This window comes from Streptomyces sp. NPDC054794 (assembly GCF_053611585.1).
Genome location: NZ_JBSHAQ010000019.1, coordinates 19007 through 32915, shown reverse-complemented (window position 1 = coordinate 32915; position 13909 = coordinate 19007). Strand labels below are relative to the sequence as shown.

13 protein-coding genes are annotated in these 13909 nt (G+C 70.9%); 9 read left to right on the top strand and 4 right to left on the bottom strand.

Annotated features, from left to right (window positions below):
* Positions 1-261 precede the first annotated feature (261 nt).
* From ACWGKT_RS21235 to ACWGKT_RS21205, 7 genes are all read left to right on the top strand, one after another.
* Positions 262-1926, top strand: coding sequence for an ABC transporter ATP-binding protein (locus tag ACWGKT_RS21235; protein ID WP_453274995.1), 1665 nt, complete (start codon positions 262-264; stop codon positions 1924-1926).
* On the top strand, positions 1923-3041 hold the full coding sequence (locus ACWGKT_RS21230; protein WP_453274916.1) for an ABC transporter permease: 1119 nt from the start codon (positions 1923-1925) through the stop codon (positions 3039-3041). The genes ACWGKT_RS21235 and ACWGKT_RS21230 overlap by 4 nt, the downstream gene beginning before the upstream one ends.
* Entirely contained in the window at positions 3041-4303 is a 1263-nt protein-coding gene (locus ACWGKT_RS21225) for an ABC transporter permease (protein WP_453274915.1), read from the top strand. Before ACWGKT_RS21230 ends, ACWGKT_RS21225 begins: the two co-directional genes overlap by 1 nt.
* On the top strand, positions 4300-4701 hold the full coding sequence (locus ACWGKT_RS21220) for a cytidine deaminase (protein ID WP_356143436.1): 402 nt from the start codon (positions 4300-4302) through the stop codon (positions 4699-4701). Before ACWGKT_RS21225 ends, ACWGKT_RS21220 begins: the two co-directional genes overlap by 4 nt.
* Positions 4702-4776: 75 nt before the next feature.
* The gene (locus tag ACWGKT_RS21215; protein WP_453274914.1) at positions 4777-6060 is read left to right on the top strand and encodes a thymidine phosphorylase; all 1284 of its coding nucleotides are present in this window, start codon (positions 4777-4779) and stop codon (positions 6058-6060) included.
* A gap of 95 nt (positions 6061-6155) precedes the next feature.
* Entirely contained in the window at positions 6156-6740 is a 585-nt protein-coding gene (locus ACWGKT_RS21210; protein ID WP_453274913.1) for a Uma2 family endonuclease, read from the top strand.
* A gap of 49 nt (positions 6741-6789) precedes the next feature.
* A complete protein-coding gene (locus ACWGKT_RS21205) occupies positions 6790-7143 on the top strand; it encodes an STAS domain-containing protein (RefSeq protein ID WP_453274912.1) in 354 nt (117 codons plus the stop codon).
* Here the strand turns inward: ACWGKT_RS21205 and ACWGKT_RS21200 are convergent.
* The 3 genes from ACWGKT_RS21200 to ACWGKT_RS21190 all read right to left on the bottom strand — a co-directional run bounded on the left by ACWGKT_RS21200 (position 7027) and on the right by ACWGKT_RS21190 (position 10720).
* The gene (locus ACWGKT_RS21200; protein WP_453274911.1) at positions 7027-8040 is read right to left on the bottom strand and encodes a sigma-70 family RNA polymerase sigma factor; all 1014 of its coding nucleotides are present in this window, start codon (positions 8038-8040) and stop codon (positions 7027-7029) included. The genes ACWGKT_RS21205 and ACWGKT_RS21200 overlap by 117 nt on opposite strands.
* 120 nt (positions 8041-8160) lie before the next feature.
* Positions 8161-9333: a DNA polymerase III subunit beta gene (gene dnaN, locus ACWGKT_RS21195; RefSeq protein WP_453274910.1), complete on the bottom strand. Its 1173-nt coding sequence runs from the start codon at positions 9331-9333 to the stop codon at positions 8161-8163.
* Between the two features lie 109 nt (positions 9334-9442).
* The gene (locus ACWGKT_RS21190; protein WP_453274909.1) at positions 9443-10720 is read right to left on the bottom strand and encodes an MFS transporter; all 1278 of its coding nucleotides are present in this window, start codon (positions 10718-10720) and stop codon (positions 9443-9445) included.
* A 63-nt stretch (positions 10721-10783) separates the two neighbouring features.
* On the opposite strand from ACWGKT_RS21190, the gene ACWGKT_RS21185 reads away from it, so the two are divergent.
* On the top strand, positions 10784-11773 hold the full coding sequence (locus ACWGKT_RS21185) for a LysR family transcriptional regulator (RefSeq protein ID WP_453274908.1): 990 nt from the start codon (positions 10784-10786) through the stop codon (positions 11771-11773).
* A gap of 26 nt (positions 11774-11799) precedes the next feature.
* On the opposite strand, the gene ACWGKT_RS21180 is transcribed toward ACWGKT_RS21185, so the two are convergent.
* Entirely contained in the window at positions 11800-12561 is a 762-nt protein-coding gene (locus ACWGKT_RS21180; RefSeq protein WP_453274907.1) for an alpha/beta hydrolase, read from the bottom strand.
* Positions 12562-12674: 113 nt separating this feature from the next.
* Between ACWGKT_RS21180 and ACWGKT_RS21175 the strand changes: the two genes are divergently transcribed.
* Positions 12675-13847, top strand: coding sequence for an adenosine deaminase (locus tag ACWGKT_RS21175; RefSeq protein ID WP_453274906.1), 1173 nt, complete (start codon positions 12675-12677; stop codon positions 13845-13847).
* Positions 13848-13909 lie beyond the last annotated feature (62 nt).

Here is a 13909-nt window from a genome sequence, read left to right as displayed (position 1 = left end):
GCGCCATAGGCCCGTCGTAGGCATGGTCAAAAGGGCGCTGCAATGGCAGCGTTACGGCCACGGAACGGGGCTCGGGAGGATTCTTCCCGCGCCCCGTTCGCACGGCAGAATGCTCGGAACGGATCGAGTCGAGTGCGAAACGAGATCGGTCAGGTCCGGGCACTATTTAAAGCAGGGGCGCTACGCGCGTAGAGCGGCCCCTTTCCCCTAGGAGAGTGCGCCATCGACGCGTCCAGCAGCCCTCCGCTCACCGCTCCGTCGATCGTCGCGGTAGAGCTCGCGGGCATCACCAAGCGATTCCCCGGAGTCGTCGCCAACCACGACATCCACCTGTCCGTCCGCAAGGGCACCGTGCACGCCCTGGTCGGCGAGAACGGCGCCGGCAAGTCGACCCTGATGAAGATCCTCTACGGCATGCAGAAGCCGGACGAGGGCACCATCGTGATCGACGGACAGCAGGTCAGCTTCTCCTCCCCGGCCGACGCCATCGCCCGCGGCATCGGCATGGTCCACCAGCACTTCATGCTGGCCGACAACCTGACCGTGCTGGAGAACGTGGTGCTGGGCAGCGAGAAGCTGTACGGCATCGGCGGCGGCGCCCGCAAGAAGATCAAGGAAATCTCCGACCGCTACGGCCTGGGCGTCCGCCCGGACGTGCTCGTCGAGGACCTCGGCGTCGCCGACCGCCAGCGCGTCGAGATCCTCAAGGTCCTCTTCCGTGGCGCCAAGACCCTGATCCTCGACGAGCCGACCGCCGTCCTGGTCCCGCAGGAGGTCGACGCGCTCTTCGACAACCTGCGCGAGCTCAAGTCCGAGGGTCTCTCCGTCATCTTCATCTCGCACAAGCTGGGCGAGGTGCTCTCCGTGGCCGACGACATCACCGTCATCCGCCGCGGCACCACCGTGGGCACGGCGGTCCCCGCCGAGACCACCCCGCGCCAGCTCGCCGAGCTGATGGTCGGCAGCGAGCTGCCCAGCCCCGAGACCGCCGAGTCGACGGTGACCGACCGGGCCGTGCTGGAGGTCAGGAACCTCACCGTGTACGCCCGCGGCGGCGCATCCCTCGGGGAGCTCGGCGCACAGCCCGAGACCGCGACGGCCGGCTCGGCCGGTGCCGCGCCGGGCGCCGACGTCCTCACCGAGGCCACCACCCCCGGCGCGGCCAAGCGCGTCCTCGACGACGTCTCCTTCACCATCCACGCCGGCGAGGTCATGGGCATCGCCGGTGTCGAGGGCAACGGCCAGACCGAGCTGATCGACGCCCTCATCGGCACCAAGAACGCCGACTCCGGCACCGTGCACTTCCTCGGCGAGGACATCACCCCCTGGGCCACCCGCAAGCGCCGCGAGTCCGGCGTCGGCTACATCCCCGAGGACCGCCATCGCCAGGGCCTGCTCCTGGAGTCCCCGCTCTGGGAGAACCGCATCCTGGGCCACGTCACCGAGAAGCCCAACGCCAAGGGCTTCTGGCTCGACCCCAAGGGCGCCCAGGCCGACACGCGCCGGATCGTCGAGGAGTACGACGTCCGTACCCCCGGCATCGACGTCACCGCGGCCTCCCTGTCCGGCGGCAACCAGCAGAAGCTGATCGTCGGCCGCGAGATGAGCCACGACCCCAAGTTCCTGATCGCCGCCCACCCCACCCGTGGCGTGGACGTGGGCGCCCAGGCGCAGATCTGGGACCGCATCCGGGAGGCCCGCCGCGAGGGTCTGGCCGTGCTGCTGATCTCCGCCGACCTGGACGAGCTGATCGGCCTGTCGGACACCCTGCGCGTGATCTACAACGGCAGGCTGGTCGCCGACGCCGACCCCGCCACGATCACCCCGGAGGAGCTGGGCTCGGCCATGACGGGCGCCGCGTCCGGCCACCTGGAACACGTAGAGACCACCGACGACGACGCCGGTCCGGAGGACGAGGCCCGATGAAGAAGTTCGACAAGGAGCGCGTGCTCCTCGCGGTGGCCGGACCGGTCACCGCGCTCGTCCTCGCGGTCGCGCTGACCTCGATCGTCCTGCTCGCCTCGGGCAAGAACCCGATCGAGCCGTACACGCTGATGCTGCAGCAGCTGCCGTACTCGGACATCCAGGTCCTGATCATCAACCAGGCGTCCCTGTACTACATCGCCGCCATCGGTGTCGCCCTCGGCTTCCGGATGAACCTGTTCAACATCGGCGTCGACGGCCAGTACCGCCTCGCCGCGGTGATGACCGCCGTGGTCGGTGCCCACGTGGCGCTGCCGGGCTTCCTCCAGGTCCCGCTGCTGCTGCTGGTCGCCATGTGCACCGGCGCCTTCTGGGCCGGCATCGCGGGTGTCCTGAAGGTCACCCGGGGTGTCAGCGAGGTCGTTGCGACGATCATGCTGAACGCGATCGCCACCAGCGTCATCGGCTACGTCACCCTCACCGACGTGTGGGGCGTGAACGTCGGCAACAACTCGACGACCGGCATCATGAAGGAATCCGGCTGGATCCCCGGCATCGACATGGGCGGCGACGCCGGCGAGATCTACGGTCTCGTCTTCCTCGCCGTCCTGCTGGGCATCGGCTACTGGGTGGTTCTCAACCGCACCCGCTTCGGCTTCGACCTGCGCGCCACCGGCGCCTCCGAGACCGCCGCCGCGGCCTCCGGCGTCAGCGCCAAGCGCATGGTGCTGATCGCCATGCTGATCTCGGGCGCGATCGCCGGTCTGTCCGGCCTGCCCCTGCTGCTCGGCGAGGCCCACACCTACAGCCTGAGCTTCCCGGCCGGCCTCGGCTTCACCGCCATCGGCATCGCCCTGCTCGGCCGCAACAACCCCGGCGGCATCGCCTTCGCCGCACTTCTTTGGGCCTTCCTCGACAAGGCCTCGCCCGCCCTCGACTACGCGACCCCGGAGGCGTACCCGAAGGAGATCGCCACGATCATGCAGGGCCTGATCGTCTTCGCGGTCGTCATCTCGTACGAGTTCGTGCGCCAGTGGGGCCTGCGCCGCCAGCAGAGCCGGGTCGGCGCCGAGCTGGCCGCCGCCGCCAAGAACACCAAGAAGGAGGTGGCGGCCTGATGTCGACCGCGACCGTCGCCAAGCCCAAGGCGAAGCAGCCCGGCAAGGGCGGCCGCCGTATGTCCCTCCCGGTACTCCTGCTGATCATCGCGGGCGTGCTGGTGCTCACCTCGATCGTCCGCCTGATCACCGGCGCGGACGGCATCACCTCGACCGGCCAGATGTCCACGGCCCTGCGCCTCGCGGTGCCGATCGGCCTCGCGGGCCTCGGCGGCCTGTGGTCCGAGCGCTCCGGCGTCGTCAACATCGGCCTTGAGGGCATGATGATCCTCGGCACCTGGTTCGGCGCCTGGGCCGGCTACCAGTGGGGTCCGTGGACCGGTGTCGTCTTCGGCATCATCGGCGGCGCCCTCGGCGCCGTGCTGCACGCCATCGCGACCGTGACCTTCAACGTCAACCACATCGTCTCCGGTGTGGCGATCAACATCCTGGCGCTGGGCGTCACCCGCTACCTCTCGAAGTTCACCTTCGAAACCGCCGAGGGCGGCTCCTCCAAGCAGTCCCCGCCGATCGACTCGCTCGGCACCTTCGACGTCCCCGGCCTCTCGGACTGGCTGAACACGCTCAACGGGAAGCACTGGTTCCTGGTCTCGGACATCGGCGGACTGCTCGGCGGTCTGGTCACCGACCTGTCGCCGCTCACCGTCATCGCGGTCGCGCTCGTCCCGGTCACCTGGTGGGTGCTGTGGCGCACGTCCTTCGGTCTGCGGCTGCGCTCCTGCGGTGAGAACCCGGTGGCGGCCGAGTCCCTCGGCGTCAACGTCTACAAGTACAAGTACATCGCGGTGATCGTCTCGGGTGCCTTCGCGGGCCTGGGCGGCGCGTTCCTGTCCATCGTGGCCTCGAACGTGTACCTGGACGGCCAGACGGCCGGCCGCGGCTACATCGGTCTCGCCGCGATGATCTTCGGCAACTGGATGCCGGGCGGCCTCGCCCTGGGCGCGGGCCTGTTCGGCTACACCGACAGCCTCAACCTGCGCGGCGGCACGGTGAACGTCCACGCGCTGATCCTGCTCCTCGCGATCCTGCTGGTGTTCGGGGCGGCGTACCTGGCCTGGAAGAAGAAGGTCGTCCCGGCCGTTGTCACCGTTGTGATCTCGGCCCTGATGTTCGTCTGGTACGCCACCACGAACGAGGTCCCGCGCCAGCTCGTCACGGCGACCCCGTACATCGTCACCCTGCTCGTCCTCTCGCTGTCCGCGCAGAGCCTGCGGATGCCGAAGGCGGACGGCATGCCGTACCGGAAGGGACAGGGCAAGTGACCTCGGCCGCGGACTTCGACTGGGAGGTGCTGCGTGCCGAGGCGCGGGAGGCCATGTCCCACGCCTACGCCCCGTACTCCGGCTTCTCGGTCGGCGTCGCGGCCCTGGTCGACGACGGGCGCACCGTCACCGGCTGCAACGTCGAGAACGCCTCGTACGGCATCAGCCTGTGCGCCGAGTGCGGGCTGGTGTCCGAGCTCGTGCGCACGGGCGGCGGCCGCCTGACCCACTTCACCTGTGTGGACGGCACGGGCGGTCTGCTCGTCCCGTGCGGGCGCTGCCGGCAGCTGCTGTACGAGTTCGGCGGCCCCGACCTCCTCGTGGACACCCCGGCGGGCGTCCTGCCGCTCTCCGAGATGCTCCCGCAGGCCTTCGGCCCGGACCATCTCAGCAAGTAACTCCACCGCGGCCCCTCCGAGCAGATCCGATCGGAGGGGCCGCGCGCTTCGCACCTCCCGGAAGGAACGCACACCATGGCCATGGACGCCATCTCCGTCATCCGCACCAAGCGGGACCGGGGTGAGCTCAGCGACGAGCAGATCGACTGGGTCATCGACGCGTACACGCGCGGCGTGGTCGCCGACGAGCAGATGTCGTCGCTCGCGATGGCCATCCTGCTCAACGGCATGAACCGCCGTGAGATCGCCCGCTGGACCGCCGCGATGATCGCGTCCGGCGAGCGCATGGACTTCTCGTCCCTGTCCCGCCCGACCGCCGACAAGCACTCCACGGGCGGCGTCGGCGACAAGATCACGCTGCCGCTCGCCCCGCTGGTCGCCGCGTGCGGCGCCGCCGTGCCCCAGCTGTCCGGCCGCGGCCTTGGCCACACCGGCGGCACGCTGGACAAGCTGGAGTCGATCCCCGGCTGGCGCGCGCTGCTCTCCAACGAGGAGATGTTGCACGTCCTCGACACCACGGGCGCGGTCATCTGCGCGGCCGGCGACGGCCTCGCGCCCGCCGACAAGAAGCTGTACGCCCTGCGGGACGTCACCGGCACGGTCGAGGCGATCCCGCTGATCGCCTCCTCGATCATGTCGAAGAAGATCGCCGAGGGCACCGGCTCCCTGGTCCTGGACGTGAAGGTGGGCACCGGCGCCTTCATGAAGACGATCGAGGACGCGCGTGAGCTGGCCTCCACCATGGTGGGCCTGGGCACCGACCACGGCGTGAAGACGGTCGCGCTCCTCACCGACATGTCCACCCCGCTCGGCCTCACGGCGGGCAACGCCCTGGAGGTCCGCGAGTCGGTCGAGGTCCTGGCGGGCGGCGGCCCGGCGGACGTGGTCGAGCTGACGATCGCGCTCGCCCGCGAGATGCTCGACGCCGCCGGCGTGAAGGACGCGGACCCGGCGAAGGCCCTGGCCGACGGCTCGGCGATGGATGTCTGGCGCCGGATGATCGCGGCCCAGGGCGGCGACCCGGACGCCCCGCTGCCCACCTCGAAGGAGCAGCACGTGGTGAAGGCGGGCGCTTCCGGCGTGCTGACCCGCCTCGACGCCTACGACATCGGCATCGCCGCCTGGCGCCTGGGCGCGGGTCGCGCCCGCAAGGAGGACCCGGTGCAGGCGGGCGCCGGCGTCGAACTCCACGCCAAGCCCGGCGACACGGTCACCGAGGGCCAGCCCCTCCTGACCCTCCACACCGACACCCCCGAGCGCTTCGCCTACGCGCTCCAGGCGGTCGAGGGTTCGTACGACATCGCGGCCCCCGGCACGGAGTTCTCCACGACCCCGGTGGTGCTGGAACGTATCGCCTGACCAGGCATTTTCCCTTTCGGGTGAACGGGATCGGTGGACCACCGCCGGTCCCGTTCGGCATGCTTGCATCGGTGACGCACCGATGGGAGACCGCCATGAGCGCACTCACCGTGAGCCAGGACCCCGAGCAGAGCTGGGACGACCTCGTCCGGTTCTGGGAGGAGATGGACTGGCCCGAGGGCAGCAAGGTGGAGATCATCGAGGGGATCATCACCGTGTCACCCGCTCCCGCGTTTCGCCACAACGTGATCGCGGCTCGCATCCAGCGTCGCCTGTACTCGGTCATCCCCGAGGATGGGGAAATCCTCCAGACCCTTGCGATTGCCGTGCCTTCGCGTCTGGGCATGCTCATACCGGACCTGCTGGTGACTCCGGTACTGGAACACCCGGAGGCGGACTCCCATATTCCGGCCGCTCTTGCCGAACTCGTCGTCGAGGTGACCTCCAGGTCCAACGCTCGACACGACCGAGTCAGCAAGCCCGCTGCCTACGCCGCCGCGGGCATCCCGCTCTACCTCCTCGTCGACCGCTGGGCCCCCGACGGCCCCACCGTGACGCTCTACGGAGAGCCCAAGGGCGACGTCTACCGCCCGCTGAGCACAGCCAAGTTCGGCGAGGCAATCAAGATCCCCGCTCCCTTCGACCTCGTCATCGACACCAGCGAGTTCCCGGCCGAGTAGGACTCATCGCACCCCGATGAGTTAGCCCCGCCCGCCCGGTCTACAGCACGTGGACGCCAACACACCCACCGTGCTCGTGCTGCCCGGACCCGTCACCAAGGACGAGGTGAGCGGGCTCTGTGACGATGTGCGGGCGCTGTTGGAGGCGGCCGGAGGTGGGGTCGTCGTGTGTGACGTGGGTGGGCTCGGGCCGCCCGGGCTGGGGGTCGTCGATCTGCTCGCCCGGCTGGAGCTGGCCGCCCGGCGGGCCGGGGGCCGGATACGGCTGCGGGATCCCGACCCGGCGCTACCTGCCCTCCTCGATCTCGTCGGGCTTCGCTTCGAGATGGAGGGGGAGCCCGAACAGCGGGAACCACCGCTGCGTGTCGAGGAAGAAGTGGAACCCGGTCAGCCGGCCGTCTGAGATCTCCAGGACCTGCACGGACCAGGGGGTGTACCCGCCGGCCTCCGGATCCGGCTTGTACTGGGCGAAGCCCGGCAGGCCGTTGACCTGGACCGGCAGCAGACGGGAGCCGGCGCAGGCGGCGCCCAGGGTCGTCATGAAGCCCGTGATGTCGTCGTGGCCGGTCAGCCACAGGTCGAACGGCGGCATCGTCATGACGGCGTCCTCGTGCAGCAGCGCCGTCAGCGCCGTCATGTCGTACCCCTCGAAGGCCGCCACATAGCGGTCGAGCAGCTTCTGCTGCTCCTCGTCCAGTGGGTCGGAGACCGTCGCCCGAGCCCCCTTGTCCTCGCGCTCGGCCAGCGTCGCCCGCGCCCGCTGCAAGGCGCTGTTGACCGAGGCGACCGACGTGCCCAGCAGCTCGGCGACCTCGCTCGCCCTCCAGGCCAGCACCTCGCGCAGGATCAGCACCGCCCGCTGCTTGGGCGGCAGCTGCTGCAGGGCGGCCATGAAGGCGAGGCGGATCGACTCCTTGGCGACGGCCGCCTCCGCCGGGTCGTCGACCGTGGGCAGCACCCGGGCGTCCGGCACCGGCTCCAGCCAGGTGTTGTCCGGGCGGGGCGAGAGGGCGGCCTGGGCGAGCGGGGTCGAGTCCGACAGGTCCATCGGCCGGGCCCGCTTGTTGCCCGCGGTCAGCATGTCCAGGCAGACGTTCGTCGCGATCCGGTACAGCCAGGAGCGGAGGCTGGAGCGGCCCTCGAACTTGTCGTAGCTCCGCCAGGCCCGGACCAGGGTGTCCTGCACCGCGTCCTCGGCCTCGAAGGAGGAACCCAGCATGCGGTAGCAGTACCCGGTCAGCTCGGTCCGGTGCTTCTCCAGTGCGAGGTCCAGGTCCGTCGTCGCCGTGGTGTTGCCCATCGTCCACCCACCCCTGTGGCCGTTCCTGTGACGCGCCTTCGCGCTCCAGCACTTCGGAAGCTACCGCAGCCCACTGACAATGGCCCCCGGAGTCCACAAAGGGCCAGGTCGGCGTGGGTCTCAGACCAGTTGCTCCACGGACATGAGCAGATGCCGGTGAGCGGTGCCGGACCCCGCGTCCCCTCCGGACGCCTCTGCGACCGAGCTCAGCAGCGCCCGCTGCCCCGCCCCCAGCAGTTCCATCCGCAGCCCCGGCCCCTCGAACGAGTTCAGCGCGTCCAGCAGATACGCCGGATTGAACGCCACGGTCACCTCCTCGGCCCCCGTCAGCCCCGCCGGCAGCCGCTGCGCCGCCACGTCGTCCCCGTACCCGGCCCGCACCCGAACCGACCCGTCCCCGGCCGAGAAGTCCAGCCGTACCGGACTGTTCGCCTCGGCCACCACCGACACCCGGCGCACCGCCTCCGCCAGCGCCCCGCACTCCACCTCGGCGACCGCGGCCCCCGGCAACTCGAACAGCGAGCCGTAGCCCGGCAGCCGCCCGTCCAGCCGCCGTACGAGCGACCGCATCCGCCCGCCCTCGAAGCCGACCGGCCCGCCACCGGCCGCGGCCGACGGGTCCAGGCCGATCCGTACGCTCCCGCACCGGGCCAGCGACCGCGCCACGTCGAGCAGCCGTCGCGCGGGCAGCAACATCTCCACCGCCACCTCGCCCGCACCCGTGCTCTCGCCCGCCCCCGCTTCCGGCTTCCACGGCAGCCGGCGTACGGCATACCGGTAGCGGTCCGACGCCGATACCGTCATCTCCTCGCCCTCCAGGCGCAGTTGGACGCCCGTCAGCACCGGCAGCGTGTCGTCCCGGCCGGCGGCGACGGCGACCTGTCCGACGGCGGTGGCGAATCCGGCCGCGTCCACGGCGCCGTACGCGGCGGGCTCCGCCGGAAGCGCGGGGTACTCTCCCAGCGGCAGCGTCGACAGCCCGAACTCCGTCCCGCCCGCCTCCACCGTGAACCGGGTCCCCTCCAGAACGCAGCTCACCGGCCCCTCCGGCAGCACCCGGCAGATGTCCAGCAACCTGCGCCCGAGGACCAGCACCCGGCCGGGCGCGACCGTCTCCGCGTCCGCCTCGATGCGCGCCGCCGTCTCGAAGTCGAAACCGGACACCGTCAGCCGCCCCGCACCCGCCTGAAGCAGCAGCCCGCCCAGCACCGGCACCGGCGACTTCGACGGCAGCGCCCGCCCCGCCCACCCCACGGCCTCGGCGAACACCCCGCGTTCGATGCGGAACTCCATGTGAAAACCCCCTGCTCGGTCCGGTTGCCGCGCGGACGCTACCGGCGACCACTGACAGCGGACCCTGAGCAGGGGAAACGTAGAGGAGGGGCGAGGCGGCGAGGAAGGCTCAGTGCGCGGCGGCGAACTCCGCGCGTGCCGACGAACGGGCCGCTCGTGAGCCGAGGATCGTGATCGTGACGACGCCGAGGACCGCGAGGATGCCGATGCCGACCGTGCCGGTCCAGCCGCCCGTGTGGAAGGCCATCGCGCCGATCGTGCTGCCCGCGCTGGAGCCGATGTAGTACGCGGTCTGGTAGAGCGCGGAGGCCTGGGCGCGGCCGGTCGTCGCCGTCTTGCCGACCGCCGAGGAGGCCACCGCGTGGCCCGCGAAGAAGCCCGCCGTGATCAGGACCAGGCCCAGCAGGACCAGCGGGAGCGAGTCGGCCAGGGAGACCAGCAGACCGGCGGCGGTGGTGGTGCCGGCCAGGTACAGCGCGCCGCGCCGGCCCAGGCGGCCGACCAGCCGGCCCGCCGTCGACGCCGACACCGTTCCGACCAGGTACACCAGGAAGATCGAGCCGATGATGCCCTGCGGCAGCGAGAACGGCGCCTCCGTCAGGCGGTAGCCGATGACCGTGTACACACCGCCGAACACCGTCATGAACAGCGCGCCGATCGCGTACAGGCGGCACATCAGCGGGTTGGAGAGGTGGTCGCGGACCGTGTGGGCGAGGACCCGCGGGCGCAGCGAGCCCGCCGTGAAGTGCCGGGGCGCGGGCAGCAGCAGCCGGAACGCCACCGCGCACGCGACCGCCAGCGCGCCGACGACCCCGACGGCCGCCCGCCAGCCCCACTCCTGCGCGATCCAGCCGGTGACGATCCGGCCGCTCATCCCGCCCACGCTGTTGCCCGCCACGAACAGACCGATCGCCGTGACCAGCGCCCGGGGGCGCACCTCCTCGGCCAGATACGCGGTCGCCGACGCCGGCAGCCCGGCCAGTGCCGCGCCCTGGACCGCCCGCAGCACCACCAGCGTGCTCAGCGAGGGCGCGAAGGGGACCAGCATGCCGACCGACACCGCGACCGCCAGCGAGGCCGTCATCACCGTACGGCGGCCGAAGCGCTCCGACAGGGCGCTCATCGGCAGGACGAACAGCGCCAGGCCACCGGTCGCGGCCGACACCGTCCAGCTCGCCTCGCTCGCCGCCACCCCGAACTCGCCGGAGATCAGCGGCAGCAGGGCCTGAGTGGAGTACAGCAGCGCGAAGGTCGCGACACCGGCGAGGAAGAGCGCGAAGCTCATCCTGCGGTAACCGGGACCGCCGGGGGCCATACGGGAATCGGAGGCGGGGACGGTCGGGACGGCGCCCACGGCAGTGGGCGCCCCGGTACTGGCGGGAGTCATGCCTCGAACCTAAGGACGTCGCGCCTCATCCGTCCAATGCATGGACTTGCCATAATCGTTCCCGTGGTGCATCAGCAGAGGTCAGAGGGTCGCCTGTCACCGTCCAGTGACACAGCAGACATGGTGGAGCCGACGGCAGCGGCGGAGACGGCGGAGATGGCGAAGGTGCTCGCCCCTCGCCTCGCCTACTTCGCCGCCGTCGCCCGCACCGAGCACGTCACGCGCGCCGCCCAGGAAGCACGCGTCCCGCAGTCGACCCTGTCCCGGGCGATGGTCCGCCTGGAGCAGGACCTGGGCGTCGATCTGTTCGCCCGGCACGGCCGCACCGTCTCGCTGACCCCCGCCGGCCGCACCTTCCTGGCCTCCGTCGAGCGCGCCCTCGCCGAGATCGAGCGCGCGGCCGACGAGGTGCGCGCCGACGCCGACCCGGCCACCGGCAAGGTCGCCTTCGGCTTCCTGCACACCATGGGCGCCGAGACGGTCCCCGGCCTGCTGCACGACTTCCGCGCGGACCATCCGCGGATCCGCTTCAGCCTCGTCCAGAACTACGGCGAGGCGATGCTGGAGCGCCTGCGCGCGGGCGAACTCGACCTCTGCCTGACGTCTCCCGTCCCCGACGCCCCCGACCTGGTGGCCCGGCGTCTCGACGAACAGAAGCTCCGCCTGGTCGTCCCCGCCGACCACCGCCTGGCCGGCCGGCGTCGCATCCGCCTGGCCGAGGCCGCCGACGACACCTTCGTCACCCTCGAACCCGGCTACGGCCTGCGGCGGATCACGGACGACCTGTGCCGGCAGGCCGGCTTCCGCCCCAGGGTGGCCTTCGAGGGCGAGGAAGCCGAGACCCTGCGGGGTCTGGTGGCGGCGGGCCTCGGGGTCGCCCTCCTGCCACCGCCCACCGTGCCCAGGCCGGGCGTCGTGGAACTGACGGTCACGGCCCCGCGGGCGGCACGGGAGATCGGCGTCGCCTGGTTGGCCGACCGCCCGGACACCCCACCCGTGGCCGCCTTCAAGAAGTTCCTGCTGTCACGCAGGGGCAGCCTCCTGCCCGCCTGACGAAGGCCCGTGGACGACAGGCGGCCCTACCGTCTCAGCGACTTGCCGAACCCCGCCGCCAGCGGCATCCGCAGCCCGATCGGCGGCGGCGCCGCCAGCGCGTCCTCGACCGGCCGCGCCACCGGGTGCCCGAACAGCGCGCCCATCACGAAGTCCGAGGCGAGCGCGAGGACTTCGTCCCGGTACTGATGCAGCCCGTGCCCATCCGCGTGCACCTCGAACCGGCACACCTCCCGGTTCACCTTCTTCGCCCGGGCGGCGAACCGGAAGGACAGCTCCGGGTCCGTGCGTTCGTCGTTCGTCCCGTGCACGATCAGCACCCGCCGCCCCACGAGCTGTTTCACCGGCTCGGGGGAAGCGGCCATGTCCTCCTCCGGCAGCCAGGGGGCGATCGCCACCACGGAGTTGACGGCCTCGTGCCCGCCCGCCCGCAGTGCCGCCCGGCCGCCCATCCCGACCCCGACCAGGCAGACGGGGACGTCCCCGTATCGCCGTACGACCTCGTCGACCGCCCAGGACGCGTCCCCGGCCAGATGCGCCTCGCTGCCGTTCCAGCCGCGGTAGCGGTAGTGGACGGCGTGCGCGGCCAGCCCCTCGCCCCGGCCGGCGCGGGCGAGCACGCGTCCGAGGGCGCGGACGGAGGACGTCGCCCAGACGGACGACGGCCGTCGGGCGGACACCTCCTCGCCGCCGGGGAGCAGCAGCACCGCCCCGCTCACCGCGGTCGGCTCCTGGCCGACTGCCCTTCCCAGCCTGGCCGTTCGTTCCGGCGCCGATTGGTGTGCCATGACAGAACAGTGTCAGAAGCGCGGGTGTACGCCACCCTTCCGTGGGGTCACCGTTACGTATCGACGGATTCGTACACCCGGCGATCTACGCGCGTAGGGAGTACGGTGCGGAAATGACGAGCCAGACTGCACCGACCGGGACACTTCCGACGCCGGACCAGATCCGCCGGGCGCCCAAGGTACTGCTGCACGATCATCTCGACGGTGGCCTTCGTCCCGGGACCGTCGTCGACCTCGCCCGGGAAACGGGCTACTCCCAGCTCCCCGAGACCGATCCGGACAAGCTCGGCGTCTGGTTCCGGGAGGCCGCCGACTCCGGCTCGCTGGAGCGGTACCTGGAGACCTTCTCGCACACCGTCGGCGTGATGCAGACCCGCGAGGCGCTCGTCCGGGTCGCCCGCGAGTGCGCCGAGGACCTCGCCGAGGACGGGGTCGTCTACGCCGAGGTGCGCTACGCCCCCGAGCAGCACCTGGAGGCCGGCCTCACCCTGGAGCAGGTCGTCGAGGCCGTCAACGAGGGCTTCCGGCAGGGGGAGCAGCAGGCGCGGGCGAACGGCCACCGCATCCGGGTGGGCGCCCTGCTCACCGCGATGCGGCACGCGGCCCGCGCCCTGGAGATCGCCGAACTCGCCAACCGCTACCGCGACCTGGGCGGCGGTGGAGTTGTCGGGTTCGACATCGCGGGCGCCGAGGCCGGGTACCCGCCCACCCGGCACCTGGACGCGTTCGAGTACCTCAAGCGCGAGAACAACCACTTCACGATCCACGCCGGCGAGGCCTTCGGGCTGCCGTCGATCTGGCAGGCCCTCCAGTGGTGCGGCGCCGACCGGCTCGGGCACGGGGTGCGGATCATCGACGACATCCAGGTCCAGGAGGACGGCTCGGTGAAGCTCGGGCGGCTGGCCTCCTACGTCCGGGACAAGCGCATCCCGCTGGAGATGTGCCCCAGCTCCAACCTCCAGACCGGGGCCGCCTCCTCGTACGCCGAACACCCGATCGGGCTGCTGCGCCGGCTGCACTTCCGGACCACGGTGAACACGGACAACCGTCTGATGTCCCACACCAGCATGAGCCGGGAATTCGAGCATCTCGTCGAAGCATTCGGTTACACGCTCGACGACATGCAGTGGTTCTCCGTCAATGCGATGAAATCAGCGTTCATTCCTTTCGATGAACGACTGGCCATGATCAATGACGTCGTCAAGCCCGGATACGCGGAGCTCAAATCCGAATGGCTGTTCCGGCAGACCGCTTCCACCAGCGGATCTGTCGACTCGGAGGGCTGACCGGGAGGGGTACGGGTGCACGGAATGCGGACGGGCTTTCACCATCCGTCCGCATTTCGATG

What these genes read in the sequence shown, in the direction of transcription:
- ACWGKT_RS21230 (WP_453274916.1), top strand. Translation starts at nt 1,923, where the DNA reads ATGAAGAAGTTCGACAAGGAGCGCGTGCTCCTCGCGGTGGCCGGACCG.
- ACWGKT_RS21225 (WP_453274915.1), top strand. Translation starts at nt 3,041, where the DNA reads ATGTCGACCGCGACCGTCGCCAAGCCCAAGGCGAAGCAGCCCGGCAAG.
- ACWGKT_RS21215 (WP_453274914.1), top strand. Translation starts at nt 4,777, where the DNA reads ATGGCCATGGACGCCATCTCCGTCATCCGCACCAAGCGGGACCGGGGT.
- ACWGKT_RS21210 (WP_453274913.1), top strand. Translation starts at nt 6,156, where the DNA reads ATGAGCGCACTCACCGTGAGCCAGGACCCCGAGCAGAGCTGGGACGAC.
- ACWGKT_RS21200 (WP_453274911.1), bottom strand. Translation starts at nt 8,040, where the DNA reads ATGGGCAACACCACGGCGACGACGGACCTGGACCTCGCACTGGAGAAG.
- dnaN (WP_453274910.1), bottom strand. Translation starts at nt 9,333, where the DNA reads ATGGAGTTCCGCATCGAACGCGGGGTGTTCGCCGAGGCCGTGGGGTGG.
- ACWGKT_RS21190 (WP_453274909.1), bottom strand. Translation starts at nt 10,720, where the DNA reads ATGACTCCCGCCAGTACCGGGGCGCCCACTGCCGTGGGCGCCGTCCCG.
- ACWGKT_RS21180 (WP_453274907.1), bottom strand. Translation starts at nt 12,561, where the DNA reads ATGGCACACCAATCGGCGCCGGAACGAACGGCCAGGCTGGGAAGGGCA.
- ACWGKT_RS21175 (WP_453274906.1), top strand. Translation starts at nt 12,675, where the DNA reads ATGACGAGCCAGACTGCACCGACCGGGACACTTCCGACGCCGGACCAG.